At 37.0% G+C, this 18783-nt stretch carries 16 protein-coding genes; 2 read left to right on the top strand and 14 right to left on the bottom strand.

Going from position 1 to position 18783, the window contains the following annotated elements:
• Positions 1 to 307: 307 nt before the first annotated feature.
• The 6 genes from N7Z68_RS16335 to N7Z68_RS16310 all read right to left on the bottom strand — a co-directional run bounded on the left by N7Z68_RS16335 (position 308) and on the right by N7Z68_RS16310 (position 7282).
• Positions 308 to 1096, bottom strand: coding sequence for an ABC transporter ATP-binding protein (locus N7Z68_RS16335; protein WP_275119543.1), 789 nt, complete (start codon positions 1094 to 1096; stop codon positions 308 to 310).
• A gap of 170 nt (positions 1097 to 1266) precedes the next feature.
• A complete protein-coding gene (locus tag N7Z68_RS16330; RefSeq protein ID WP_275119542.1) occupies positions 1267 to 2541 on the bottom strand; it encodes an ABC transporter substrate-binding protein in 1275 nt (424 codons plus the stop codon).
• A gap of 94 nt (positions 2542 to 2635) precedes the next feature.
• Positions 2636 to 3697 (bottom strand): branched-chain amino acid ABC transporter permease, encoded by a 1062-nt coding sequence (locus tag N7Z68_RS16325; protein WP_275119541.1) that lies wholly within the window; start codon positions 3695 to 3697, stop codon positions 2636 to 2638.
• Between the two features lie 4 nt (positions 3698 to 3701).
• Positions 3702 to 4586, bottom strand: a complete 885-nt coding sequence (locus N7Z68_RS16320; protein ID WP_275119540.1) for a branched-chain amino acid ABC transporter permease — start codon at positions 4584 to 4586, stop codon at positions 3702 to 3704.
• A gap of 3 nt (positions 4587 to 4589) precedes the next feature.
• Positions 4590 to 6491 (bottom strand): AMP-binding protein, encoded by a 1902-nt coding sequence (locus N7Z68_RS16315; RefSeq protein ID WP_275119539.1) that lies wholly within the window; start codon positions 6489 to 6491, stop codon positions 4590 to 4592.
• Positions 6492 to 6511: 20 nt separating this feature from the next.
• Positions 6512 to 7282 carry an ABC transporter ATP-binding protein gene (locus N7Z68_RS16310; RefSeq protein WP_275119538.1) on the bottom strand — a complete coding sequence of 257 codons (771 nt, stop codon included), beginning with the start codon at positions 7280 to 7282 and terminating at the stop codon, positions 6512 to 6514.
• A gap of 460 nt (positions 7283 to 7742) precedes the next feature.
• Between N7Z68_RS16310 and N7Z68_RS16305 the strand changes: the two genes are divergently transcribed.
• Positions 7743 to 9101, top strand: coding sequence for a sodium-dependent transporter (locus tag N7Z68_RS16305; RefSeq protein WP_275119537.1), 1359 nt, complete (start codon positions 7743 to 7745; stop codon positions 9099 to 9101).
• 50 nt (positions 9102 to 9151) lie between these two features.
• Here N7Z68_RS16305 and N7Z68_RS16300 read toward each other — a convergent pair whose 3' ends face one another.
• The 4 genes from N7Z68_RS16300 to N7Z68_RS16285 form a co-directional block, all read right to left on the bottom strand.
• Positions 9152 to 10267 (bottom strand): histidine kinase N-terminal domain-containing protein, encoded by a 1116-nt coding sequence (locus N7Z68_RS16300; protein WP_275119536.1) that lies wholly within the window; start codon positions 10265 to 10267, stop codon positions 9152 to 9154.
• Positions 10268 to 10419: 152 nt separating this feature from the next.
• The gene (locus tag N7Z68_RS16295; protein ID WP_275119535.1) at positions 10420 to 10734 is read right to left on the bottom strand and encodes a YbjQ family protein; all 315 of its coding nucleotides are present in this window, start codon (positions 10732 to 10734) and stop codon (positions 10420 to 10422) included.
• Positions 10735 to 10820: 86 nt separating this feature from the next.
• The gene (locus N7Z68_RS16290; RefSeq protein ID WP_275119534.1) at positions 10821 to 12026 is read right to left on the bottom strand and encodes an aminotransferase-like domain-containing protein; all 1206 of its coding nucleotides are present in this window, start codon (positions 12024 to 12026) and stop codon (positions 10821 to 10823) included.
• A gap of 239 nt (positions 12027 to 12265) precedes the next feature.
• Positions 12266 to 13720 (bottom strand): PAS domain S-box protein, encoded by a 1455-nt coding sequence (locus N7Z68_RS16285; protein WP_275119533.1) that lies wholly within the window; start codon positions 13718 to 13720, stop codon positions 12266 to 12268.
• 284 nt (positions 13721 to 14004) lie between these two features.
• Between N7Z68_RS16285 and N7Z68_RS16280 the strand changes: the two genes are divergently transcribed.
• Positions 14005 to 14610 (top strand): TetR/AcrR family transcriptional regulator, encoded by a 606-nt coding sequence (locus tag N7Z68_RS16280; protein WP_275119532.1) that lies wholly within the window; start codon positions 14005 to 14007, stop codon positions 14608 to 14610.
• Positions 14611 to 14831: 221 nt separating this feature from the next.
• Here the strand turns inward: N7Z68_RS16280 and fabG are convergent, their stop codons facing one another.
• Genes fabG through N7Z68_RS16260 form a run of 4 tightly spaced genes read right to left on the bottom strand, consistent with a single transcriptional unit; the run spans position 14832 to position 18620 of the window.
• Positions 14832 to 15572: a 3-oxoacyl-ACP reductase FabG gene (gene fabG, locus N7Z68_RS16275; protein ID WP_275119531.1), complete on the bottom strand. Its 741-nt coding sequence runs from the start codon at positions 15570 to 15572 to the stop codon at positions 14832 to 14834.
• A gap of 12 nt (positions 15573 to 15584) precedes the next feature.
• Positions 15585 to 15812, bottom strand: a complete 228-nt coding sequence (locus N7Z68_RS16270) for a Zn-ribbon domain-containing OB-fold protein (RefSeq protein WP_275119530.1) — start codon at positions 15810 to 15812, stop codon at positions 15585 to 15587.
• Positions 15813 to 15863: 51 nt separating this feature from the next.
• Positions 15864 to 17027, bottom strand: a complete 1164-nt coding sequence (locus tag N7Z68_RS16265) for a thiolase domain-containing protein (protein WP_275119529.1) — start codon at positions 17025 to 17027, stop codon at positions 15864 to 15866.
• Between the two features lie 48 nt (positions 17028 to 17075).
• A complete protein-coding gene (locus N7Z68_RS16260; RefSeq protein WP_275119528.1) occupies positions 17076 to 18620 on the bottom strand; it encodes a class I adenylate-forming enzyme family protein in 1545 nt (514 codons plus the stop codon).
• Between the last annotated feature and the right edge of the window lie 163 nt (positions 18621 to 18783).

Raw genomic sequence — 18783 nt, 5'->3', positions numbered from 1 at the left:
GTTCAAAAAGTCCGGGAAGAATCTCTGGCGGTAGAAGACTTTCGACTAAGCCCCCCACGTCCTGTGGGAACGTCGAAGTCACCACATCCTGTGGAAGCTCATTGGTTTGTTGCTGCGTTCCTCACGTATTAATACCATACGCTGTGGTACTCGCAGCTGGCCCGCCTCGAACTTCTTGATCTTTTTGTCCTTCTTTTTGAACACGCACTGCTAGTTAATTATTGCCTTTACTAAAATTCTTTTAATCAACCTCTAATTTGGATACCTCTTAATAAAGTAGTATCTCTCTTTGAAAAAAATACCTGTTTTACACCCAACGTTTTATTTTTTTATACGACTTTACTTCGCGGAAACTTTTCTTCCCCTCTTTATTCATTCCTAAATAGGATTCACGGACACCTTCATTTGAAAGCAACTGATCGACAGGTCCTTCCATAACAATTCTTCCGTTTTCCATAATGTAACCAAAATCAGCTATTGAAAGGGCCACATTGGCGTTTTGCTCTACTACTAAGATGGATGTGCCTTCTTCTTGATTGATTTGCTTGATATTTTGGAAGATTTCTTTTACAAGAAGCGGTGCAATTCCAAGGGATGGTTCATCAAGCAATAAAATTTTAGGTTTTGCCATAATACCTCTTCCGATGGCAAGCATTTGCTGCTCTCCACCTGAAAGAAGCCCTGATGCCCTGCTTCTAAGTGTTTTTAACTTCGGAAAGTAATGATAGACTCTCTCTAGGTCGTCTGAGATGTTCTTACGGTCTTTCCTCGTATACGCTCCAGCTAATAAATTTTCTTCAACCGTTAAATGTTTAAATACTCTTCTTCCTTCAATACATTGAAAGACTCCTTGTTTTACAATCTTATCTGGATCAACCCCGCTAATCTTTTCTCCTTCAAACTCGATGTAGCCGTCTGTTACTTGGCCACCTTCATTTTTAAGTAATCCTGATATGGCTTTTAATGTGGTTGATTTACCTGCTCCATTACTTCCTAAAAGAGCAACAATTTTTCCATCAGGTACCTCCAATGACATTCCTTTGATGGCTAAAATCATTTTGTTATAAACAACCTCTATATTGTTTAGACGGAGCATTATTTACCCTCCCTAAAAAGTAGATAAAGAAACTAAAAGATCCAAACTAGATGTTCGGCTAACTCGCCCACGTCTAGAAAAAACAGTGATAGGACTTGAACTTTGCAGACTGTCTAAATACTTTATTGGTTGAGAGGGTACTAAGCGGCAAGTACCCTCTCTCCTTAAAGTTAACGCATATCGCTTACGCCAAAATAATCAGTAATAATATCCCACTCACCGTTATTCAGTTGACCTAAACGAATTTGATCTGTACCTGCGTGATTATCTGGAGCGAATGAAACGTTTGCACCTAAACCACCAAGATCGAAGTTGTTGATCGACTCAATCGCTGCACGAATGTCTGAGCCAGTCACGTCTCCGTCTGTTTCAGCAATGGCAATTCGAATGGCTTCTGCCATGATTGATGCTGTCGCCCATCCTTGAACGAACTTTTGGTTAATATCTTCAACCGTTCTGCCTTTTGAATCTAGGTACTCAATAATAGGCTCCATTCCTGGAAGATCTTCCGTCGGGAATGCGTGTGTAACTACCCCGATAAATCCGTCTAATGCATCAACCCATTGTTGGTTATCACTTCCACTAGGAACTAGACCTTCTCCAGCTGTCCAGTTCAGACCCATGAATTGCGTATCCCAACCAAGTTGTTTCCCATCACGTACAACATTTCTTGTTTGATTCCATGTATAGTTGATGATCGCATAATCTGGAACTTCATTATTTCTTGCCCATGATTGAAGAGTAGTTTGCGGATCCGTGTCACCTAGTTCGATTTGGATGTCAGGAACAATTTCAACTACACCTGCTAAGTGTTCTGCCGCATAGTTTTTAATATCTTGAATTGGCGATTCACTGAACGGGTGTCCTTCGTGATAAACTAATGCTACTGTTGCAGGAGAAGACCCTTGATGATTTTCGGCAATCCACTCGAGCATCGCACGACCCTGATCAGAATAACTTGCTGCGACAAGGAAATTAAATCCGCTCTCACTTCCAGTATCTTTTAAATTTTCAGAATAAGAAGCTGAGAAAAATGGAATTTCATCATTAATAATTTGTTGACGTAACGCTTCTGTATCTGCTGTTCCCCAACCTAGAACAGCAGCCACTTCATGTCGGTCTCTTAATGACTGATAAACTTGTTGTGCACGACTTGTATCATAAGCATAATCTTCTCCAACAAAGTCAATTGTGTAACCATCAACGCCGCCGTTTGAATTTAAGTATTCAAAGAATGCCCTTTCACCTTCTGCATAAGGTGCACCTACATCCCCAGTTGCACCTGACTCATCGAAGATCCCACCTAATTTAATGACTTTTCCTGAGTCGGAGTCATTTGATGTATCACTTGATGCCTCATTTCCCCCACAACCTGCGAGCAACCCTAGTGCAAGTACAGAAGTTGCAACAGCTGCCATCGTTTTTTTCCAATGACTTTTTTTCATTTGTTTTCCCCCTTAATAGATACATCATTTATTGGCTGAAGACCCTTTATGTAAGAGACTTCGAAATCCCTTAGTGGTAGTTCAATGCGAACCCTTAATACGAAAATGGCCATAATCTAAAGTAATTTTTAATGTTATTCCATATGTGTACTAACCCACCTGGTTCAAAGATTAAGAACAAGATAATGACTAAACCGAAGACAAATTCACGGAACGACGAAAGCAGATGGTAAGCATTTGGCATATAAATCGTTAAAAATTCAACCATGAAACCTAAACCAACTGGAAGGAGTGTAATAAAAATGGCTCCTAAGATCGCTCCGAATACACTACCTAATCCACCTACTAAAATCATCGCTAAATATTGAATAGAAACTTGAATACTATACAGTTCTACGGTAACAACCATCGTATAGTGAGCTAGTAGAGCCCCCGCAATCCCCACGATAAAAGAAGAGATGGCAAATGACATTACTTTATAACTAAATAAGTTAATCCCCATAATTTGTGCAGCCACATCTCGGTCTCTTACCGCTAGAAAAGCTCGACCTGTACGGGTACGGAATAAGTTGAGTGCATAAATAGTTGTTAAAATCGCAATGGTCAAGCACAAGAAGTAATAACTGTTATGGCTAGAAAATGTGTAGCCGCCAATAGAGGGGCGATTTAATACCATTCCAGCTCCACCACCGGTTAAACTGCTCCAGCGGCCGATGATCCATAGAATAACTACTTGTGCAGCTAAAGTGGCAATGGCCAAATATAAACCTTTTAACCTTAAAGATGGAATTCCGAACAATCCACCAATAACAGCTGTAATTAACCCAGCTAGAGGCAGTGCAATCCAGAAGCTCCATCCAAGTGTCATCGTTAAAATGGCTGAAGTGTAACCGCCTACCGCTAAAAATGCCCCAACCCCTACAGAAATTTGCCCTGTAAATCCAGTTAGAATATTTAAACCAATTGCACCAATAACAGCGATTGCACAAAGGGTTGCTAAACCAACAACATAATTAGATGCAACTAGCGGGAACAAGAATAGCAAGATAACGATGATCAGCATCCTCAGTTTCATCTGTGGCGTTCGGAATAGTTCCATGTCTCTGCTGTAACTCGTTTTATAGTTTCCACATTCCATAACAAATGGATTTCTCATTGACTCACACCCTCTCTATTCCGCCTTTACCAAAGAGCCCATTTGGTTTAAGCATTAAAATAATCGTTACAATAATAAATGGGATAACTTCTTTTAATCCTCCACCAAAGATAGGTTGTAAATAACCCGCAGCCAAGTTTTGAACGATCCCGATAATAAACCCACCGATAATAGCACCTGGGATACTATCTAATCCCCCTAATATAACAACTGGGAGTACAGCTAGACCGATCGTAGCCATGGAAGCGTTTACACCATTGATGTTACCTAATAAAACTCCACCTACTGCAGCTACTAAAGCAGCAATCCCCCATGTGATAGCATATACAGATTTAACACTAATGCCCATAGAAAGTGCAGCCATTTGATCATCCGCAACAGCTCTCATAGCAAGACCCATTTTGGAGTATTTGAAGAAGATTGTAAAAATAACGAGTAACACCATGACGATAACGAAAGACCATAAGTAAACTGGAGCAATGATAATTTCACCGATTCGGATTGGTTCTGATGGAAAAATAGGCGGGTAAGATTTTGTTTGATGTCCCCAAATCATATGGACAAGACCAGCTAGTAAACTAGCTAAACCAATTGTCGCCATAATAACTGAAATAACTGGAGCATTTATGAGAGGTCTTAGTACGACTCGTTCAATTGCCATTCCTAGAAGAGCATTGAACATTAGTGTAATAATAAGTGCGATGATAAAAGGTATTTTATATACTGCGACTAAAGTAAGACATATATAGGAACCTATTAGAACAAGTTCACCGTTGGCTAAATTTAATGCATCACTTGCTTTATAGATAAGTACAAAGCCTAGAGCAACCAATGCATAGATACTTCCAACGACTACACCAGTAATGAGTAGTTGCAAGAAAAAACTCATAGATTAAGCCACCTCCTTGTTCGTATCTAAATCAATAACTTCTAAGTTTGTATTAACGTCACTTTGATTTCCGTTATTGTATGTTAGACTTACTTGACCGTTGGATGAGTATAAGCCTTCAAGAAGAGATTCATACTTATCTTCTAAATAACCACGACGTATTTTTTGTGTACGTGTTAACTCACCATCATCAGCGTCAAGTTCTTTATTGAAGATGACTATTTTTTTAATTCTCGTTTCACTCTTAATATCCTTCATAATAGAAGCAACTTCTTTTTCAATTAACTGAAGGACTTCTTTTTTGATTGATAAGTCTGCAAATGTTGTATAAACGATTTGATTTTTCTCAGCCCAACGTCCCACATTAGCCATATCAATGTTAATCATTGAAACTAAGTAAGGTTTATCCTTTCCGTAGACGAGTGCTTCTTTTATAAAGCGGCTATTTTTTAATTTGTTTTCAAAATAACTCGGGGCAATGGTTTCACCATTTTGTGTAGTAAAGATACTATTTGCTTGATCTTTTATGTGCAAGTGACCCTTGTCATCTATGTCTCCATGATCGCCTAATGAAACCCAGCCATCGGTTCCAGAAACATGATCACTAGCTTCTTTATAATAGCCGACAAATTGACTTGAGCTTTTGATCAAGACTTCATTTTCATTTGAGATTTTTACTTCCGTATTTGGCAGCGGTAAGCCGACGCTTGATTGATTAAGATCACCATCTCTTTGCACAAGTGAAATACCACAAACTTCTGATGCGCCGTAGCACTGTTTCAAGTTAACCCCTAATGAGTGAAAGAAGTGGATCGCTTCTTCTCCCAATGGAGCACCATTATTGTACGCTCGCTTAATGCGTGATAAACCAAGATGATCACGGATGGCACTGAACACGAGAAAGTCACCTAAACCATACATGATTTTCGCGGGTAGTGATATTGGTTCTTGCTTTAATTTTGCATCTGCCATTTTATCGCCGAATGGTTTAAAAAAGTTATAGACTTTACGCTTGAACCATGTAGCTCCATCAATTCGTAACTTAAATCTCGAAATGATATTTTCATAGGTTCTTGGTGGTGCAAAAAGTGAGTGTGGACCAATTTCCCTTAAATCCGTCAATACAGTTGTCGGTTGTTCTGGGAAATTAATCGTATTCCCTTTACACAGCGACATCGTAACACTCATTACTTGTTCACCAATCCAAGCTAGTGGTAAAAAGGATAAGTAATCATCTTTTTCAGCTACAGGGTCAACTTCAGCTAAACTTTTTGCGGCAGATATTAAATTGTTATGAGTTAACATTACCCCTTTTGGATCACCAGTAGAGCCTGATGTATAGGAGATTATAGCTACGTCATCGCCGAATACTTGCTCAGCTTTTTTGTTAAAAAAGTCCGGCTCCTTTTGAGTGAGTGTTTCTCCTGCTTTTTGCAACTCCCTCATATAAAGAAGTTTTTCATTCTTATAGGTCCTTAAACTCTTATCGTTGTAGTAAATAATTTTTTCAACATTCGGTATTAATTCCTCAATCTCAAGCAGTTTGTCAACTTGCTCTTGGTCTTCAGCAACAACAATTTTAGCATCACAGTGATTTAAGTAGTAAATTAATTCATCACCTGTTGCCTCTTGGTAAATACCAATAACGATTGCCCCTAAGCTTTGTGCTGCGAGCTGAGAATATAGCCATTGTGGACGATTATCACCTAGAATAGCAACCTTATCACCCTTTTTGACATCTAACTCAGAAGCTAACCCTATGCTCAATGTGCGGACGTTTTCTAAGTAATCGGCCCACGATATTTCATTCCAAATGCCAAGTTCCTTTTGCCTTAATGCCACTTGGTTGCCCATCTTTGTACCACGTTCAATTAAAAGATGAGGTAACGTTTTTTCTTTGGACATAGCTATCAGTTCCTCCTTTCTTAAATAGCTTCCTCACCAATATAAGCTTTAATAACTTCAGGGTTATTTTGGATTTCTGCAGGTGTACCGAACCCAATTTGCTTTCCGAAATCTAATACTGCTATTGAGTCTGATAAATCCATAACAACACCTAAGTCATGTTCAATTAGGACAACAGTCATCTTCTTCAATTCATGCATATCTAAGATAAACCTTGACATATCTTCTTTTTCCGAGGAATTCATACCAGCCATTGGTTCATCAAGTAATATTAATTCTGGCTCTAAAGCTAAGGCTCTTCCTACTTCGACTCTTTTTTGAAGTCCATAAGAGAGAGTACCAACTGGTGTATGCCGATAATCTTGTAATTGGAGAAAATTGATTACTTCTTCAACGGCCCTACGATGTTCTACTTCTTCTTTTTGTGCGGATCCCCAATATAGCCCGCCCTTCAATAGTCCTGATTTCATTAAAGTATGTCTGCCCAACTTTAAATTATCAAGTACTGACATATGAGCAAAAAGGGCAATATTTTGGAAAGCTCTAGCAATTCCTAACGTCGTTCTTTTATAAGGCTTCATATTTAGTATTTCTTGGCCTTTAAAGCGAATTGAACCATTTGAAGGACGGTATAAGCCACTAATGCAATTCAGCATACTTGTTTTCCCTGCACCGTTTGGCCCGATCAGTGAAAATATCTCGCCTTCTTTAATATGGTAGCTCACATCATTCAATGCTTTTACACCACCAAATTGAAGTGAAACATTTTGCACCTCCAATATCGCTCCCATGCATTTTCCCCCTTTTCCTCATGATTTTGGTAATTTTGTAAGCGCTATCATGATTATAAAGATGAGCATATGTTCATGTCAATATAAAATTTATAATTTTAAGAAAATTCTAAATTAGATATTTTACTATTTCGAGAACAAAACTATTACAGCAAAACATCTAAATCATCCCTGACTTAATAGATAAGATGAAATCCCTATATTTATGGGGTCACTCTATGCCGAATTACAGTCTATGAATGTTATTTCTTGCATATATAAATAGGAAAATTAAGGGAGAAAAATTCTGTAACTTTTTTATTTTTCCTCAGTGTAGTAGATATGATTTCCACCTTTTTCCTTATAACGTTATATGTTTTTTAATTCCATTACTTTTTGTCAAACAGTGTCGAATTTTTCTAAATACTATGTTATATTAGTAGCACTGTTTTATCTTTAGTGGTTTAAAGGAGGAAATTTTTTGAGTAATCAGTTAGGAAATCAACCTAGAGAGCAATGGGCATCACGACTGGGTTTTATCTTAGCCGCAATGGGTTCAGCCGTTGGACTAGGTAACATTTGGCGTTTTTCATATGTAACTGGAGAAAATGGAGGAGCAGCCTTTTTAATTTTATATTTTCTCTGTATATTATTAATCGGTATCCCGATTATGATGGCTGAGTTTACAATCGGACGTCGAGCACAGAGTGATGTCGTCGGATCATTTCAAACACTCGCGCCAAATAAGCCGTGGTTCATTGGCGGTTTTTTAGGAGTAGCTTCTGCATTTATCATTCTTTCCTTTTACGGTGTGATCGCAGGTTGGACTTTATATTATTTTATTAACTATTTAACAGGAACATTGTGGAGTGCTCCACCTGAAGGATACGGAGCCTATTTTGAAAGTTTTATTACACACCCTACGCATCCAATTCTGTGGCAATTTATCTTTATGGCCTTAACGATTGGAGTTGTATTAATTGGTGTTAAGAATGGAATTGAAAAAACAAATAAACTGTTAATGCCTATTCTAGCCATCTTGTTACTCGTTTTGGCTAGTTATAGTTTAACACTAGGAGGCGCTAAAGAAGGGCTGGCCTTCCTATTTTCACCCGACTGGTCTGCGTTTAGAGAACCAGAAGTATATTTAGCCGCCTTAGGTCAAGCGTTCTTCTCTTTAAGCTTAGGGATGGGGGCTCTTATCACTTATGGCAGCTACTTATCAAAAGAAGAAAAACTGCCAGGTGCAGCATATAGCGTTGCTTCACTTGATACTGTATTCGCTGTCGTTGCTGGTATTATGATTTTCCCTGCCGTGTTCGCCTTTGGTATTGAGCCAGGATATGGAGCTGGACTTGCCTTTGTCACACTTCCTGATATATTTGACAGTATCGCTTACGGCGGTTTCGTTGGCTTAGCATTCTTTTTCTTATTAGCAGCAGCTGGGCTTTCATCCGCTGTTTCACTGCTAGAAGTTGCGGTTGCTTACTTCATTAGAAAGTTTGGCTGGACTCGTAAGTTTACTGCCATAGTGATTGGATCTTTTATTTTCTTGCTTGGGATCCCATCATCTTTAGGTCTAGGTGTCTGGTCACATATAACGATTTTTGATCGAGACATTTTAGACAGTATGGATTTTCTAGCTTCGAACATTTTCCTTCCACTTGGTGGGTTAATTATTGCCACATTTGTTGGATGGGGCTGGAACAAATCTGAAGCGATGAAAGAATCCGATTTCGGTGATACATTCATTGGTCACGCTTGGATCTTTATTCTTCGATTTATTGCACCAATTCTAATTGCGCTCGTCTTCTTGAGTGCAATTGGTTTATTCAATTAATCTAGTGCAGAAAAAAGCGTGTATGGCATAAACCTAGCCTGCACGCTTTTTTATTCAAGTTGTAGAGTAACAGTAAAAGTCGTTGATTCTTCATTAGATACACAGGATATTTCTCCGTTATGCTTTTCCATAATTTTCTTACTAACATATAAACCAATACCTGTACCCATTTCTTTCGTCGTAAAAAACGGTTCAAAAATCGTTTTTTGTACATGCTCAGGTATAGCTGGTCCATTATTCGTAACTGTAATTTCTATCTTTTGATCTGGTGTAACCTTTGATTTGATGACAATTTCTTTTTTACCGCTATTATCTTTTAAAGCATCAATAGAGTTGATGATCAAATTAATAAAAACTTGTCGTATCTCTTCTCGAAATCCTTTGACTGTTTTTTCTTCACCTATTTCCGTAGTAACAATCACATCACCATCAGCTATACTCGGATAGACAAACTCAATAATTTCATCCATGAGTTGCTTCATATCAAAGTTTTCTCTTTGATGATGAGAAGTGGTTTCCCTTCTTGATGCTACTAGAAATTGTGTAATTCGAAAATTTAATTGCTCTAGTTCATGCGTGATAATATCAATATACTTGATATTTTGATCTTCTTCTTTTAATAACTTTACAAAGCCCATTACAGCAGTTAGCGGATTACGAAATTCATGTACAAAGCTAGATGACATTTGACCTAGCAGGGTTAGACGATCTTTATGTGATTGCTCTATAAATAAACTCTTATCTTGGAGCTGGATATCTTTTAGCTCCGTATATTTATAGACCGCATGATAAATGAACTGATCAAAACAAAAATTAATCTTATTAATAACCGGTTGCATACTTTTCAGTGATAGGTCAATTTCTTCTAGTGATTGGAAAATAATACTTCTCCCAATGTTAACGTTGTAAATAAATTCACTAATGTTTACGTTTGCTGCAGCTCTTTCAATTGCAACTTTGTAGGCTAGGTCTTGCACGAATTCGTCTTGGTAAGGATTTTTTAAACAGTAAATTAAAAGTTCAAACATCGCTTGTCCATTACCCTCTACATTAATTGTAAATGGATCAGCATCAGATATACGCACATTTTTCCTCCAGTTAGAAAGAAAGCTTTCAGCATTTGTCTCTAAATATTGACAAAATTTATCTTCTACCTCTACCATCATTTATTCCCCTTTATACCTATTAGAATATCTCTATCTCTTACTATACAAAAAATTTAATCATCCGACAATTATTTTCAAAATAGTTCGTCTTTTAATAAAGACCTTTCTTAAACTTTAATAAGGCAGAAGGTACACCTCCTGCCCTCGTAATACTATTTGAATTTCACTGCTGTCCCGTACACCAAAATCTCAGATGAACCTTCCATAATAGAAGAAGTTGTATAACGGACATTTACAATCGCATCAGCTCCGAGTGCTTCTGCTTCACGGATCATCTCTTGTTCTGCGTAATTTCTAGCATCAATAAACATCTCTTCATACTCTTTCATTCTTCCACCAACTATATTGCGCAAACCGCCCATAATATCTTTACCAATATGTCGTGCCTGTACGGTATTCCCCTTCACTACCCCAAGCGAAGTTTCTATTTCTTTACCTACGACCTGCTCTGTATTAACAACTAGCATAAATAAGGATCCTCCTTTCACAGGTTAGTTGATAAGCAAGCAACACACACAGAGTGAAGTTGCACTCTCTTTATATACACTACAGTTTATCGTACGACTTCCTTTAACGAAGTATGCTCTTTAATAACATCAGTTAATATCTTCATTCCTGTTTCCAATTTTTCCGGAGTTGAGTGTGTATAGTTTAAACGAAGTGCATTTTTCTTTCCTTTTCCAACGTAAAAAGGAGCTCCTGGTACATAAGCGACACCTCTTTCGACCGCTGTTTTCAATAGCTCGGTCGTATCAATGCTCTCATCCAATTCAATCCAAAAGAACATTCCTCCTTTTGGAACTACGTAAGACATACCAGGAAGATTCGCTTTCTCTAGCTCATGCAACATAATGTTCATTCTCGAATGGTAGACTTCAATTAAATTACGAATATGTCCATCTAAGTCATAGTTCGTACATAAATGATATAAAGCCTGCTGTGACAAAGAGTTGGAATGTAAATCATTCGCCTGTTTAGCCTGAGACATAATTCTAATAATTTGGTGCGGACCAGCAATCCATCCCGTTCTTAACGCTGGAACGGCCGTTTTAGAAAATGTACTCGTATACAATACATGAGTTCCTTCTTTATCAAATGAAGCGATGGGATAATAAGTTTCATCTTTATTAAACTGAATATCTCCATACGGATCGTCCTCAAAAATAATGACATGGTATTTTTGTGCAAGTTTCAAAACCATTTTCCTACGCTCGTTTGACCATACTTTTCCTGCGGGATTGGAAAAAGTCGGTACGACATAAATGCATTTCGGTTTGTATTTCTTTATTTTTTTCACCAGATCAGCTTCAATCATTCCGTGTTCATCTGATTCAACAGGAACCACTTTCGCTTCATACGATTCAAAAACTTGAAGTGCGGCCAAGTACGTTGGATTTTCAGTTAAAATGATGTCTCCTGGGTTGAATGTAACTCTAGAAAATAAATCGATTGCCTGTTGTGAACCTGTTGTCAGCAAAATTTCATCTGAATGATAACTAGTAATATCTTTCCTGCTCATACGGTCAATTAATAAGTCACGCAGTGGAAGAAAGCCCTCTGTTTCTATATATTGTAAAGACTTTTTACCTGATTTAAACGTCTCTTCAAAAGCTTCTCTAATCCCTTCAAGTGGAAATAAATCATCGTCAGGAAGACCTCCTGCAAACGAAATGACATTCCCTTTAGAAACGACCTTTAATATATCACGGACAGCCGAAGATTGAAGATGGCGTACTCGTTTTGCAAATGCATACTTCATGATATACACCCCTGTTTTTTTCCGAATTTTTAATAAATATACCTCATTAAAAAATAAAGTCAATAATTATAAGGAAAATTCAAACAACTTTAAAAAAGATTCTTGTCGAAGAAATAAAGCAAGTTTGTGAAGTGTAAAATGAGGATGTAGATGCATAAGAGTGTACAACAAATGACAACTAGAAAAGGCAGTTCTCCATAAAATGTGGAGTACTGCCTTGTTTGAATTTCAAAAGCTTATTATAAAGGCAACGTAATAGTAAACGTCGTACCTTGATTTTCTTTGCTAGTGACGGATACTTTTCCGTTATGATTTTCTATAATTCCAAATGAAATCATAAGCCCCAAGCCGGTTCCATTTTCTTTTGTTGAGAAAAATGGTCGTCCGATAGATGCAAGTTTTTCTTCTGGAATACCAACTCCTTGGTCTTTAACACGAATAATAACCTGTTCACTTTCACGTTCGACCTCCAGTGAAATTTCACCACCCTTAGGCATCGCATCAATGGCATTCTTAATAAGGTTGATAAATACTTGTTTTAACTGATTATCATCACAAAAGACTAAAATTTCTTCTGTTTGATAAAGACAATTAATTTGTACATTTTGAATATTACACTGTGGTTGAAGAATAGCTACGACCTGATCTAAGACACCTATAATATTCTTCTCACATAATGTTGTTGGATTGGGTTTGGCTAACAATAACAATTCATTAAGAATTAATTCGATGCGATTAAATTCTTCATTCATTATTTTGTAATATAATTGTTTATCAGATTCACCGGACTGTATAAGTTGCAAGAAGCCTTTTAAAGAAGTTAGGGGGTTTCGTATTTCATGGGCAATCCCTGCTGCCATTTGCCCAACTAAGGAGAGCTTTTCTGACTTCTGCAAGATTTCCTTCGTTTTCTTAACTTCGGTAATATCTCTGAATGTTATAACCGAACCTATATATTCACCATTTTCTATGATTGGGTTGGTCGTATACTCGACGTCAAAACTCATTCCGTCTTTTCTCCAAAATACATCATCAGTGATATGAATGCTCTCACCATCTTTAAGTGCCTTGAACACAGGACAACTTGTTATAGAAACTTTATTTCCTTGTTTATTTGTATGATGTATAAGATCATGCAAATTTTGAGTACTTAAATCGTTTTCACCATAACCTACCATTTCTTCGGCAGCTTTATTCCAAAAGATAACATTCGCATCTAAATCAATACCATAAATTCCATCAGAAATAGAATCTAAAATGAGTTGATGAATTTGATTAAGCTTTTTAATCTCTTTCTCTTTTTCAATTTGTTTACTAATATCATAAATATCTACAAGATAATGAGATGTATGTTTACTTCCTTCATTTATTTTAAGCAATGAAAAATGTAAAGCCACCCATAGCTCTTTACCGTTTTTATGAATAAATCGTTGATCAATAATAATTTTACCTTCTATATTAGGCGGTTGTTCTGTAAATAAATAATTAGTCTTCGAAATATCTTCAAGATGAGATAATTGTGATAGTGTTAACATTTGTAACTCACGTTTAGAGTATCCTAAAATAGTACATAACGTACTATTAACTAAATGAAACTTTCCATCTAACGTAACAATTGCTTTACCATTAGAGGCATACTCAAAAGCATTTTGATACAATGCCTGTTCTACTTGACTATTCGAAAGTTTAAACACATTAGTATCCTCCGTAAAAAAATTAAATAACTAGTATAGATGTTACTTATATTTTATCTTAAATTGAAAATTTTTGTAAGATTTAATCAATAAGTCATATTATATTTCTCATTTATTTCAATTTGAAACTGGAATAGTGTATAATTTATTCAAAATGAAAAACTCAAGTCTTGGACTCTAGTTTGTAAAATTTTATACTAAGAAACTTTTGGATCTTTGGCTCTGTTGTATTGATTTTTAAAGCCAAGTGACAAGAGCAAAAAAAATAAATAGAGGAGATTTTCATGACTAAACTAACCCCTAGAAAAATAAAAGCTCTTGAAACGAAAAAGAAAATATTAAATACAGCTCTAGACCTTTTCTCGAAAAATGGTTATAACAATGTAACTATAGATGATATTGCAAAAGATTCTGGTACATCAAAAGGAGCTTTTTATAACCATTTTAACTCGAAGTATGAAATATTTTTAGAGAAATTTAAGGAAATTGATGATTTCTATATCAACTTTCTTAGGGAACTAGAAAATGAACAAACAGAGGAAGTTAAAATAAAAAAACTTATCCATGCACAGTTACATTTTCTAGAAGAACAACTTGGTAAAGAAGTAATTCGAACCATCTATATTAATGCGCTTCATCCTAATCAATCCGATTTCCTCGTAAGTACCGCAAGACCTTATTACAGGATCGTAAAAACCTTTATAGAAGCCGGGCAAGAAACGGGTGAATTTCGAACGGATATGAACGCTGAACGATTAACAAATTATGTTACCAGATGTACGCGGGGGACACTTTATGATTGGGGATTATATGATAACTTTAACCTCGTAGAAGAAGGTACAACCTTTCTCGAGCTTATAATAGAAGGAATAAAAACAGAACGTCATTAAAAGCAGATAGATGATAAAAACACCTGTCCCAGGGGTATATAATAGAATTCACCTATTGAGCCCAATTATTAAAATAACAAACAGATGTGCCAATCACTAGGATTAGCACATCTGTTTGTTTGTAAGAAATAACGGAATATCATGTTGGACAAGTTAACGACCTAGATACTCACCAATGATTAATTTAAGAACAGACAAGGGTGTAAACATAAATAATATAATTAAACTACAACGCCGCCGCTTACTTCAATAACAGCTCCGTTCACATAACTTGCTTCATCCGATGCTAAAAAGGCATAGACATTGGCAAGTTCTTCCGGCTTCCCTAGTCGACCAAGAGGTACTTTGGCTTCCATTGCTTTAATCACCTTGTCTGGCATAGGTGCCAGAATAGACGTAGCAATGAATCCAGGACAAACCGCATTAGAACGAATTCCATCTCTGCCAAGCTCTTTTGCCCATGTTTTGGTCATCCCAATGACACCAAACTTGGTCGCTGCATAATTAGTCTGGCCAAAGTTGCCGTAAACTCCAACGATCGATGATGCATTTAAAATAACACCTGAATTTTGGCTTTTCATAATATCAACAAGTGCACGAGTCGTATTGTACGTTCCTTTTAAATTGACATCTATTACTTTATCAAATTGCTCATCGGTCATCTTGTATAGTTGGGCATCATCAATAATTCCTGCATTATTGACTAAAACATCTATACGAGTATATTTTTTCATCACTGCATCAACCATTTCAGTAATTTGTTGTTTGTTCGTCACATCAACCCTAAACGCTAATGCTTCTCCACCAAGATCGGTTATTTTAGAAACAGTTTCTTCCATATTTTCTTCATTCACATCAACGACTATAACTTTAGCACCTTCTTGAGCAAACTTAATAGCAGTTGCTTGCCCAATACCAGTTCCTGCTCCTGTTATGATTGATACTTTATCTAGTAATCTCATAAACTCCATCTCCTATGCATTAATTAATTCGTATATTGGTTTCCCGTTTTCATCTTCTGTTTTATATACTACTTCCATCCCAATCTCGATTTGCTGATCTTGACTATATCCCTCAACTCTTGTTAAAAGTTTGCGGTTACCATCCTCAATAACAGCAACGACATAAGGAACTTTTTCCGAAAACTCTACAGATGCCACATGAATGACAGAATAAGTATAAATTTTTGCTCTCTCAGACAACACGATTACCTCCTCTTAAGAAAAGCGCAAGGAATAGACATCTTTGAATTTTTATACTTTCTTAAAAATATGAACTAGACAAGTTGCCCCTGTTCCCCCTAAATTATGGGTCAGACCTATTTGTGCATTTTTTACTTGACGGTCCCCTGCCTTTCCTCTTAGCTGGGTGACTACTTCATAAATTTGACTAATACCAGTTGCACCAATTGGGTGACCTTTTGCTTTTAGACCACCACTCGTATTAATAGGGATCCTTCCTCCAAATGTTGTTTCTCCAGATAAAACAGCTTTTGCCCCTTTGCCTTTCTCAAAAAAACCAAGATCCTCAATATTAATAATTTGGGTAATCGTAAAACAATCATGTACCTCTGCTAAATCAATATCACTCGGACTTAATCTAGCCATTCGATAAGCTTCTTCTGCCGCATTAACCGTTGCACGAAAAGTAGTAATTGAAGATTTTGCTGCGATGGTTAATGTATCTCCAGCATGACCAGAACCGATCACTTCTATTAATGGTTGATCTGTATATTGCTTAGCAACATTTGTAGCTGCGAGAACGGTAAATGCCGCTCCATCGCTTACTAGTGAACAATCATATACAGTAAAAGGATCCGCTACAGGAACACCAGCTTTTACCTTCTCGATATCTATTTTTTTATGGAGCTGGGCATCTGGATTTAATAGAGCGTGATTATGGTTTTGAACCGCGCACGTAGCCATCGCATCACGAACATCACCATATTCATACATATAACGATTTGCAATCATGGCAAAAATTGAAGGAAATGTTGTCCCGAGATTTACTTCTAATTCGGCATCCGCAGCACTAGCTATTGCTGAAGTCACCGTATTCGTATCTTGATGAGTCATCTTTTCAGCTCCGCCAACTAAAACAACATCATATAAGCCTGAAGCTACCGCAATATATGCTTGCCTGAAAGCTAAACTACCTGAAGCACATGCCCCTTCTGTACGTATAGTTGGGATAGACCCCAACCCTAATACTTCTGAGGCCAATGCGTTCACATGACTCTGATTTACTAGTTGAGATCCATTAAAGTTTCCAATGTATAAAGCTTGTATTTGATTTTTATCGACCTTTGCATCTTGTATCGCTTTCACTCCCGCCTCCTGAATTAGATCCCTTAAGGATTGATCAGGAAGCTTTCCCATTTTTGTTTCACCTATACCAATAACAGAAACACTTCGCATGCCTTCCTTCCTTTCTTTTTCAGCCTACTCTCAATTGTTCATATCGCATTAATTCGTTAGTGGAAATTCCTCTTTCATTTTCCGCTTTAAAATTTTCCCTGATGCATTTCTAGGAAACTCATCAACAACTGATAATTGACTTAGCTTCTGGTAACGTGCTGAAACTCTTTCATTTACCCATAATAAAAGTTCTTCTTCCGGAATCGATGCCCCTAGCTTTAGAATGACTTGAGCTACTGGTGTTTCCCCCCACTTTTGATGCGGGATGCCAAATACAGCACACTCAGCAACTTCAGAATGACTGCTAATAACTTCCTCTATGTCTCGAGGATAAATATTAACACCGCCAGAAATGATCATGTCTTTTTTCCGATCCACTAAATAAATAAAACCTTCATCATCACAATATCCTAAATCTCCTGTTTTAATCCAATTATCATCAACTAACGAGCTTCTCGTAACTTCTGGGTTATTGTAATACTCAGACATAATGGTCGGTCCTCGCCCGATAATCTCACCCACATCTCCTAAAGCTACCTCTTTTCCACCCTCATCAATGATTTTAAACTCATTAAAAATCATCGGCGGTCCGACAGATCCGGTTTTTCGCAGCACATCGTCAGGGCGAAGCGTCGTTAAGAAACCTTCTGTTAACCCATACAATTCATATAAACGTCCAGGTAACTTCTCACAAACTTCCTTTTTCCTTGTAGTTGGCAGCGGAGCACCTAACGTTAGTAGAACTCTTAACGAATGAAGCTTTTCACTATCAAAATTCGGGGAATCTAATAATGATATAATCTGCGTCGGAACAAACATCGTATGAGTGATTTGTTCATTTTCAATTAATTGTAACGCTGTATCTGTATCATACTTTGGCATGAGTACATAAGTAGCTCCCGCACAAATGGCAGGGTACATAAAAGCTAATGAACCGTTAAATACTAAACTGCCAGCTGCTAGTACTTTACTTTCAAACGAAACTCCATATTCAACAGACCAAAGAAAAGCATACATAATTCTTGTTTTATGGGTATGAACAATTCCTTTCGGCAGACCGGTTGTACCTGATGAGTACATAATATTACACTCATCTTGCTCATAGATTTCAGTTATTGGTTCGGTTGTTAAAGCCATCTCTCTTTCAGCAGTGTACTTGTATACTCCCGGTGTTTTTGTATCCCCAACAACAACATACGTATTCGTACATTTAATTTCCTTTTTAATACTTTCAATTTCATCCCAATAATTTTCACCGACCACAATTAAATTAGGGCTGCAATCATTAATAATAAACACGTTATCTTTACCTTTTACCATTGGATTTAACGGTACAATGACCGCACCAATTTTTGCCGTTGCCCAGAACAGTTCTAACATTTCAATGCTGTTTGAAAGCAACATCGCCACTTTATCTCCTTTATTCACTCCTAGCTGAACAAGAGAATTCGCTGTTTGATTGACTCTGTCATTAAATTCTTTATACGTAAGTCGCAAATCCCCTACGACAACCGCCAGTTTATTTGGATAGTGACGAGCATTTCTTTTCAACATAAATCCGACATTCATAAAGTCAACACAGATTTTTTCCATCCATAAATCCCTCCTTGTTAATCTCAATCAAACTATCTATCTACCACTTTGAAACCTTAATCATTTAATACCTGCGGAAAAGCTAGCCCCAATCATTCAAGCATTTCAAAGACTTCAGTCTGTAAAAGTAGTAAAGAGTAGCTCCTTAAAAAAGGAGCAGAGA

The organism is Alkalihalobacterium chitinilyticum (genome assembly GCF_029028005.1).
Lineage (GTDB): Bacteria > Bacillota > Bacilli > Bacillales > Bacillaceae_F > Alkalihalobacterium > Alkalihalobacterium chitinilyticum.
The sequence above is the reverse complement of the archived record's forward strand: the minus strand, read 5'-3'. Positions and strand labels throughout refer to the sequence as shown.

Bases quoted from the DNA above. Each gene is read 5' to 3' on its own strand.
- N7Z68_RS16290 (WP_275119534.1), bottom strand. From the start codon at position 12,026: ATGAAGTATGCATTTGCAAAACGAGTACGCCATCTTCAATCTTCGGCT.
- N7Z68_RS16280 (WP_275119532.1), top strand. From the start codon at position 14,005: ATGACTAAACTAACCCCTAGAAAAATAAAAGCTCTTGAAACGAAAAAG.
- N7Z68_RS16310 (WP_275119538.1), bottom strand. From the start codon at position 7,282: ATGGGAGCGATATTGGAGGTGCAAAATGTTTCACTTCAATTTGGTGGT.
- N7Z68_RS16325 (WP_275119541.1), bottom strand. From the start codon at position 3,697: ATGAGAAATCCATTTGTTATGGAATGTGGAAACTATAAAACGAGTTAC.
- N7Z68_RS16260 (WP_275119528.1), bottom strand. From the start codon at position 18,620: ATGGAAAAAATCTGTGTTGACTTTATGAATGTCGGATTTATGTTGAAA.
- N7Z68_RS16265 (WP_275119529.1), bottom strand. From the start codon at position 17,027: ATGCGAAGTGTTTCTGTTATTGGTATAGGTGAAACAAAAATGGGAAAG.
- N7Z68_RS16320 (WP_275119540.1), bottom strand. From the start codon at position 4,586: ATGAGTTTTTTCTTGCAACTACTCATTACTGGTGTAGTCGTTGGAAGT.
- N7Z68_RS16335 (WP_275119543.1), bottom strand. From the start codon at position 1,096: ATGCTCCGTCTAAACAATATAGAGGTTGTTTATAACAAAATGATTTTA.
- fabG (WP_275119531.1), bottom strand. From the start codon at position 15,572: ATGAGATTACTAGATAAAGTATCAATCATAACAGGAGCAGGAACTGGT.
- N7Z68_RS16300 (WP_275119536.1), bottom strand. From the start codon at position 10,267: ATGATGGTAGAGGTAGAAGATAAATTTTGTCAATATTTAGAGACAAAT.
- N7Z68_RS16295 (WP_275119535.1), bottom strand. From the start codon at position 10,734: ATGCTAGTTGTTAATACAGAGCAGGTCGTAGGTAAAGAAATAGAAACT.
- N7Z68_RS16330 (WP_275119542.1), bottom strand. From the start codon at position 2,541: ATGAAAAAAAGTCATTGGAAAAAAACGATGGCAGCTGTTGCAACTTCT.
- N7Z68_RS16315 (WP_275119539.1), bottom strand. From the start codon at position 6,491: ATGTCCAAAGAAAAAACGTTACCTCATCTTTTAATTGAACGTGGTACA.